This window comes from Marinobacter antarcticus (assembly GCF_011049865.1).
GTDB lineage: Bacteria > Pseudomonadota > Gammaproteobacteria > Pseudomonadales > Oleiphilaceae > Marinobacter > Marinobacter antarcticus_A.
In genome coordinates, this window is the sequence record NZ_DRGY01000061.1 from 1 (window position 1) to 6,829 (window position 6,829).

5 protein-coding genes are annotated in these 6,829 nt (G+C 52.7%); 2 read left to right on the plus strand and 3 right to left on the minus strand.

Annotation, left to right across the window (positions count from 1 at the left end; all coding sequences use genetic code 11):
- Positions 1-258 (plus strand): Lrp/AsnC ligand binding domain-containing protein (locus tag ENI00_RS08140; protein WP_304101191.1); only part of this gene is annotated, 258 nt, incomplete at its 5' end.
- An 8-nt stretch (positions 259-266) separates the two neighbouring features.
- On the opposite strand, the gene ENI00_RS08145 is transcribed toward ENI00_RS08140, so the two are convergent.
- On the minus strand, positions 267-1,436 hold the full coding sequence (locus tag ENI00_RS08145; RefSeq protein WP_304101193.1) for an MFS transporter: 1,170 nt from the start codon (positions 1,434-1,436) through the stop codon (positions 267-269).
- A gap of 125 nt (positions 1,437-1,561) precedes the next feature.
- On the minus strand, positions 1,562-2,479 hold the full coding sequence (locus tag ENI00_RS08150) for a DMT family transporter (RefSeq protein WP_304101195.1): 918 nt from the start codon (positions 2,477-2,479) through the stop codon (positions 1,562-1,564).
- 168 nt (positions 2,480-2,647) lie between these two features.
- Between ENI00_RS08150 and ENI00_RS08155 the strand changes: the two genes are divergently transcribed.
- The gene (locus ENI00_RS08155; RefSeq protein ID WP_304101197.1) at positions 2,648-3,484 is read left to right on the plus strand and encodes a LysR substrate-binding domain-containing protein; all 837 of its coding nucleotides are present in this window, start codon (positions 2,648-2,650) and stop codon (positions 3,482-3,484) included.
- 65 nt (positions 3,485-3,549) lie between these two features.
- Here the strand turns inward: ENI00_RS08155 and ENI00_RS08160 are convergent, their stop codons facing one another.
- Positions 3,550-6,114: a penicillin acylase family protein gene (locus ENI00_RS08160; protein ID WP_304101199.1), complete on the minus strand. Its 2,565-nt coding sequence runs from the start codon at positions 6,112-6,114 to the stop codon at positions 3,550-3,552.
- Between the last annotated feature and the right edge of the window lie 715 nt (positions 6,115-6,829).

Sequence of the window (6,829 nt, forward strand, 5' to 3'; positions counted from 1 at the left end):
TCTCTGCAGCGGCACACCATAGACAGCACCGCCCAGATCGAACAGCAGGTGAGTAGTTACCCCGAGGTGCTGCAGTGTTTCGCGGTAACCGGCAACGCTGATTTTGTATTGCGGGTGGTTGTGCCGGATATGAGCAGCTATGACCGTTTCCTGAACGAAAAGATATTCACTCTTCAGGGCATCGCGCAAGTTCATTCCAACTTCGCACTGCGGGAGATCAAAAATACTCAGGCAATACCGATAGGAAGCGCCAAATAATTATGCGCTTACCTTAGAGCGTCGGGCCCGGAAGTTCGGTGCCGGCCGTGCAACCGCATCAGCAACATGGCCACCAGGGCGACAAACACACCTGAAAGCCCAAATGACAAACTGAAACCCCCCATACCCAAGACGGCACCGAACAACAGCGGCGCCACAAAGTGAACGGCACGGTTGGCCATAAGGCGCATACCCAGAGCTCCGGATCTTTGTTCACGCTGCACACTTTCTGCCAAAACGACCATCGACAGGGGTTGCGTGAGGCCTCCGCCAAGGCCCACCAGAATTGACAAGAGCGCGATAACCGGCGCATTACCCGAAAATCCCATACACGCCAGGCCTAAAGACATAGCACTCAGCGCCAACAGAGTTGCCTTCTCACGCCCGCCAACGGCGCCAATAATCCGTGGAATGAACGGCCGTATGACCATGGAAACGGCCGACCGTAGGCTGACCAGAACGCCAATCATCACCGCGCTCATTTCCAGGCTATCGAGATAAACAGGCAGATAGCTGCCGTGTATGCCCAATGCAAACATACCCGCGACCGTAATCGCGATAGACACCTGAACGCCCGTATTACGGTGTATCAGTGAAGCCTGGGCGCGGAACCCTGTCTGCTTGCCGGTCACTGACATGCCTCGGGCCGCATCGCCAGTCAGCGCGAGGCCGAAAAGCCCACCCAGCAAAGCAATGCCCGCCATAACCAGAAACAGGTTGCCAACGCCACCTGCCCAATGAATCCACCCACCCGCCAGCAGAGGCCCAATGACTTGCCCACCCGACAGCCAGGTGGCATACCAACCAAAATAGCTTTCCAGTTTAGGGCCGGTCGCCAGCGAAGAGATAATCGTCTGGGCCGACAGCACCATCTGAAGCTGCGCCAATCCGACGAACAACTGGCCGCCAATGAGCCCGTAATAGCCGGGCAGAAACTGCATCAGCAGCAAGCCCAGAGTCATAAAAAGCGCGCCGGCCACCAGCGGAATTCGGCCTCCGTGGCGCGCCACCACGCCACCCAAAGGAATGGCCAGCAAAAAAGGCAGCAAGTACTGAGAGCTTAGAATAACCCCCAGCATCAGGGGCGAAGCACCGAGCTCAAGGCCATAAACCGGTACGGTAACCAGCAGCATTGAGTAGACAACAAAGCAGAATGTGAGCGATACACACACCGCCACGAAGTTCTGGCCGGGCTCATCCGCCGGCCGTTTCTGAAAGGTTTGCTGTGTTGGCTTTTTAATAGGTCACCGGGTGGCTGCGAGGAGTCCGTCAGCCGACAGTTTATTACGTTTGCATCAGCATTTCAGGCGATCTCACTCCGCTTTATAGAGGCCACCACGGAGCCTGCAACCACCAGCAATGCCGCAAGCGGTAACCGCCAGTCCGGAGCCGCAACACCGGCGATTACCAGAAAGGCCGCCGCCAATACCGGAACGCCATAGGCAAGGCTTCCCACCAGCGCGGCAGGCCCGTTACGAAGCGCCAGATCCCACGCTACCATGGCAAGTCCATAAGGCCCGACGCCAAGGGCAACGCCGGCGACAAGCGCAAGGCCGGACGGCAATCCGAAAGCGCCACCGGACAGAACATCGGCGAACGCCGCGCCGACAGCCGCCAGCAAAAACAGGCCGGGCATAACGGGTGCAATCGCAATGGGTGCCGCCTGGCAAATCCATGAATACACCGCCCAGCAGCAGCCAGCCATCAGGGCCAACGCGTACCCGGTCAGATAGTGCGAAAACCCCGCACTCCCCGCGTCCGGCGAAAGCAGCACCGCGGCGCCTGAGAACGCAATGAGTGCGCCGCACAGAACAGGAAGCGGAATTCTGCGATGAAAAAGCCACTGACTGATAACAATAAACATCACCGGCCAGGTGTAGGTGATCAATGCCGCTTCCGCGGTCGGAGCCATACCAACACCCGTCAGATAACCGCCAATGGCTCCGAGTATTAAAGCCGGTACCAAACCATAGATCGCCAACTTCCATTTCAGCGAGATCGGCACATGCACCACTTGATCGCCGCGCCCACGCCGTTTGCGAATGCTCATCGGCAACGCCGCTAAGGCACCACTGAGCAGAGCAATAGTGGTGAGCTGGAACGGAGGCACCGAACTGGCGATATCAACCAGTAAGGGCGCCCCGGCCCAGAGCACAACGGCAAAAAGTGCGGCAATAACACTGACATAAAGAGGGCGGGAAGAATGTGTGGTCGTACGCACCGTCGTGACTCCTGTTACTGTAACTGTTGCTATGAATGGGTTGGAAAGAGGTGGATTGAATTCGACAGTGACAGGCTAGCCCTTTATTATTCATCACAACATCAATGGTTTTTGATATGTTTCATCAATAAGGTTGATACTTTGAGAACGCGGGTTCTGGATTTGAACATGCTCCTCACGCTGGTGACCATTGCGGACACAGGCACTGTCACCGCCGCAGCGGAGCGCCTGGCCTACACCCAGTCGACCGTGAGCATGCAACTGAATCGTCTGGAGACGGCGCTTGGCGTGTCACTTCACGAAAAGCATGGGCGCCGCATCCGATTCACTGCGGAGGGACAGAAGCTGGTGGGGTATGCCCGAAAGATGCTGGAACTTAACAATCAAGCCGTTGATGACGTGCAGCAGCGCCAGATCTCCGGATACCTGAATCTTGGCATTCCCGAGGACTATGCGTTTTTGTTGACCTCGGTACTGTCTCACTTCAACCGGCAGTTTCCGGCGGTGCAGCTCCAGGTTACCTGCAGATCAAGCGTTGAGTTGTTGAAGCAGGTTCAGAGCGGAAACATGGACCTGGCCGTGGTTACCCGTCAGTCCCGGTCCCCGGGCGGAGAGGTCATCCGGCGGGAGCCACTGTTGTGGGCGGTCGGTGCCGACGCCCAACCATCGCTCACCGATCCGATACCGCTGGCTTTGTACTCCCCCGGCGCCGACGTATTCCGGGAAGTTGCCGAGCAGGCATTGGCAAACGCGGGGCGAGATTGGCGAATGGCCTATTCCAGCCAGTCGATGACCGGTCTCATGCCGGTCGTCGCAGCCGGGTTGGCCGTGGCGGTCATCACACGCAATATGCTCACGCCGCAGTTGCGAGTGCTGGACGAGCGCAGCGGAATGCCCGCGTTGCAATCCGTCGAGATCGCATTGCACCGGCCATCCGGAAGGCCTTCAGAGCCCGCGAAGCAATTAGCTGTGCTGATTCGTAGCCATCTGTCCACGGCCGATTAGGCTTCGTCACAGACGCAGGCATAGAGAAAAAGATGTGGGGGCACACGTGCCCCACCCTATCCTCATTAGTTGCGATTAATTGTCAAGCGGATCTCGGACTCCAGGTTGTCCTGCACCGCTTGGGCAGTCAGGTGTTCATCTTTGCATTTCCAATCACGGAATAGCTCAAGCTGATCATCATAGTGAGCCGTTTTCGCGCCATCGGGAGCGACGAAGCCACTTTGCCCAGGAGGCGCTACCGTGCACATGGCCACATCACCATCGCCACTGAAGCTAACCTGGTGATTCTGTGTTCCACGGTTCATGTAAGTCGGTAGTTCCAACTGTTCAGAACTGTTTGCCTGGGGAACACCAAGAAAATTCTTGGTGTTGAATCGGTGAACGGCAGCAACTGTTAACCAGTCATTCCGATCCGGACCAAACTCTGTTTCCAACTCGTTGACAGCCTGAGCCAGAGACTCTCTCACAATCGCCAACTTTTCTTCGCGTGTCGCGCCGTTGAAGAAGTCGAACGTTTGATCTACACCCGCGCCTTCACCCAGGAAAGCGTTATAGAGATACTTCGAGCTTTGACCAGGGCCAGTACTTCCGCCCGCAGTCACAACCGGATATCCCGCTGAAGCAGAGTAGACACTTGCCGGTATGTCATCCTTAAGTACGGCGTCATACATGATAGGAAGCCACTTTCGGAATATAGTTACGGCCACTTCGTTATAAAACCCATCCCCATCACTATTGGTATTCAACATAGACCACTGCGAAAGCCGCATCGCTGCCTCATGCACGGGGTCAGTTGAAGCTAAGTTGTCAACGGAATCGACGATGTACGGAATAAAATACCGGGCATTTGTATCGGACAGTGCAGCTAGTCGATTAAGATCCCGGACTTCCTCAGGTGATAAAACGGGCTTGGCTTCAATTCGCTCTTTAAATTCGTTAACCCGGTCAACAACGGACCAGTTAGCGCCATCACCCAACGCAACGATTCCGGGAGCAGACTGGTTATTCCAGTTAGTCACGTAGCCTTGTTCTGGATTGTATACTTTTGGAACCTCACTGAAGGGTCTGAAACCCTGCCACTCCATGCTTCCATCACCTACAGCCGGAAGGCGGATGTCCTGGCTCGGAGGTCTGATGGGCAAGTAGCCCGGCGACACGTATCCGATGTTTCCGGATGCATCTGCGTAATACCAGTTGATGGTTGTTGCCACCTGCTCGGCCTGCTCCAACCACTCGTCCCAGTTTTGGGCTTTCATAGAGTGGATCCAGCCCATCAGTGACTGAATTTCATAACCACTCCAGCTCCGCTTGAACGCATAGGCAGAATTGTTCGCAACGTCGAAGCTTGTAACAACGCCGTGAACGCTTGAGTAGATGTCGAGCACCTCTTCTTCAAAACCGTCTTCGGTTTTAACGCGAATGACTTCTCTACGCTTGTCCATCTCACGGTATTCACCGTCAAAAGAGTACTCGTACTGATTGCCTGGATTCAACTTGAGTTGGTAATAATCGTTGACGTCGAGCGGGCCCGCGGTAGCGCCCCATGAGATTTGGTTATTGGTACCAAATAAAACGACAGGCAAAGCAAAGGGGGTATTCCCCGTAACGTCATAGCCCGCGCCATGGAGGCCAATACTGTAGGTGTAGGCCGGATTAAACCAACCGAACTGTGGACCATTGTTGAGGATCGTGGACCCATCTGATGTTCTATTCGGACCGACAATCCAAAGATTACTGGCAACAGGCCTGTCCTCGAGCTTGACAATGCCTTTAAATGCCGCTTCCTGAACGCTGTGCGCGGTTAGAATTGAGGCGGAAACAGGTGCAAAACGATCATGAATGCTTACAACTTTTGCAGGCTCACCATCAATTTTGGCGTGCTGCCCGTCGGGAGATGCACTCTGCGTCTCACCCACGCTTACAAAACTGTTAACCCCAAGCTGCCGCGGGACTGTCGTAGGAGCAAGAGTGTCTTCAATCCAGCGAAGTTGATCAAACATGGCGAGACCGTCCGCCTCCCCCAGTTCGTCCTGGAGGTTCTGCAAATCAGACAGATTGCGGATTTCACTGGAACTATTAGAGTAGCGACCAGCCATAGTGCCCACATATAACATCGCCACATCGAACCCTGTCCAAGACTTTGGGGCAAACCCAAAATCACTAAACTGCTTAGGCAACAGACTCTCTGGTTTGGCGAGTACTTCCTCAATGCGCTTGTTGAAACCATCTGCGTACCCTTCAAATATATCCCTGTCCTCCTTAGGCAGGGCCGCAATCTGCTCCTGAATTGAATCCGGGCTGAAGCCACTTCGAGAGGATCGATCCAGTGGAAGATAATCTGAGCCCAACACCTCAGATACGGTTCCCAATACAGATCGCCGAATCATTTCCATTTGGAAAAGACGATCTTCTGCCAGAGCATAGCCATAGCCGTAATAAAGATCGTAGGTGTTCTCAGCGTAGACATGGGGGACGCCATAGCTATCTCGCTTGATGGTTACTGAAGACGTTCCCTCTTGACCTTTATCGTTTGAGTTGTTGCTGTCGTTACAACCACTAAGTGCGACAGATGCTGCAATCAATGCTGCAAGCAAAAAAGCTTTATTGCGTTTTATGTTTATAGATGACATTCGTCGGATCCTTCTTGGCTTTGTATTTTTATCTGAAGCATCGCAATTCTCAGACATCTAGCTTTATAGCTCCTGAATTTTAGATACGCAAATTGACATTTATTTACAAATTGTGTGTCATATTAATATTATCAACATCAACACCATGAGATTTTTTTTGATTTTTATAGCGCTTTTTAAGCCAACAAAGTCAGTTAAAACGTACTTCTTTTTTTTCAACTATCTGCTTCTTTTACAATTGCTTGAGATACTTCTGGCCTGTTCCGTTAAACAATTACGACAATCTCAAATCTTATATAATTTTTATAAATAACGTTATGACTTTTAGATATATATACATAGATATATAAATATTAAAACCCAATTGTTTTGCATAACAGGCAGATATGAATGTGCGTCTGAGCTATCTGACGACATCAAGGGCTTTGTCGAGATCGGGCTCTATACCATCACGGATATGAGCATACCTAAGGAAACGCTGATCAATTAACGAGAGACGACAACTAATCGCAAGCCAACGGAGTTCGGCCTGAGAGCTAATTTATTTTCTCGTTCAGCACTCAACATTTATACTTTAGCGGCAAAATCGCCAACCTTTTGCCTTAATCTCGACTTTTAGGCGCATTTTAAGAACATGGAGACGGATTTAGCCTGCGGGCCAGCACCAAATTAGCCAGGCCGAACAGCGTAAACAGCTGCGCCGTGTTCTTTAACA

Coding starts and splice junctions, on each gene's coding strand:
- ENI00_RS08155 (WP_304101197.1), top strand. CDS start 2,648: ATGCTCCTCACGCTGGTGACCATTGCGGACACAGGCACTGTCACCGCC.
- ENI00_RS08160 (WP_304101199.1), bottom strand. CDS start 6,114: ATGTCATCTATAAACATAAAACGCAATAAAGCTTTTTTGCTTGCAGCA.